This window comes from Bartonella capreoli, assembly GCF_902813205.1.
GTDB classification, from domain to species: domain Bacteria; phylum Pseudomonadota; class Alphaproteobacteria; order Rhizobiales; family Rhizobiaceae; genus Bartonella; species Bartonella schoenbuchensis.
In genome coordinates this window covers 1-399 of sequence record NZ_CADDZX010000342.1, presented here as the reverse complement: position 1 = coordinate 399, position 399 = coordinate 1, and the positions used below count along the sequence as shown (strand labels likewise).

1 protein-coding gene is annotated in these 399 nt (G+C 42.4%); it reads right to left on the bottom strand.

Going from position 1 to position 399, the window contains the following annotated elements; genetic code table 11:
- Window positions 1-375: hypothetical protein (locus J7R05_RS08715; protein ID WP_208541917.1), on the bottom strand; the 375-nt coding region annotated here is incomplete at its 3' end.
- Window positions 376-399: the final 24 nt, after the last annotated feature.

Genomic DNA, 399 nt, shown 5'->3' with positions numbered 1-399 from the left:
TTTTGCCGAACCAGAATAGCGCAAATGCGGATTGCCCGGCATAATGCCTCCCAATTGCGATTGTCCCACTTCTTGCGCACGATTGTTGAGAATGACGCCTGGATTGCCAATATTAATATTGTAATATTTATTGTGGGATAAGCCTTTGCCATTTGGTGTAACAATATCAATTGAGGGAACTCCATTGTGCGCTGCAACAATATCAGGACGATGAGCAGCACCTGCGTTAGGATCAACAGCAATTTGCGCCTGTAGCGTTGCTGGTTGTAAAAGAATAGGTAAACCAATCCCGCCTAGGAAAATCTTTTTGAGTATCGTACTGGAGACTAAAACTTCAAACCATGTTGTTCTTTTTGCTCTCTGCTCATATCTCATGCTTGTATCCTCCAATATTATACT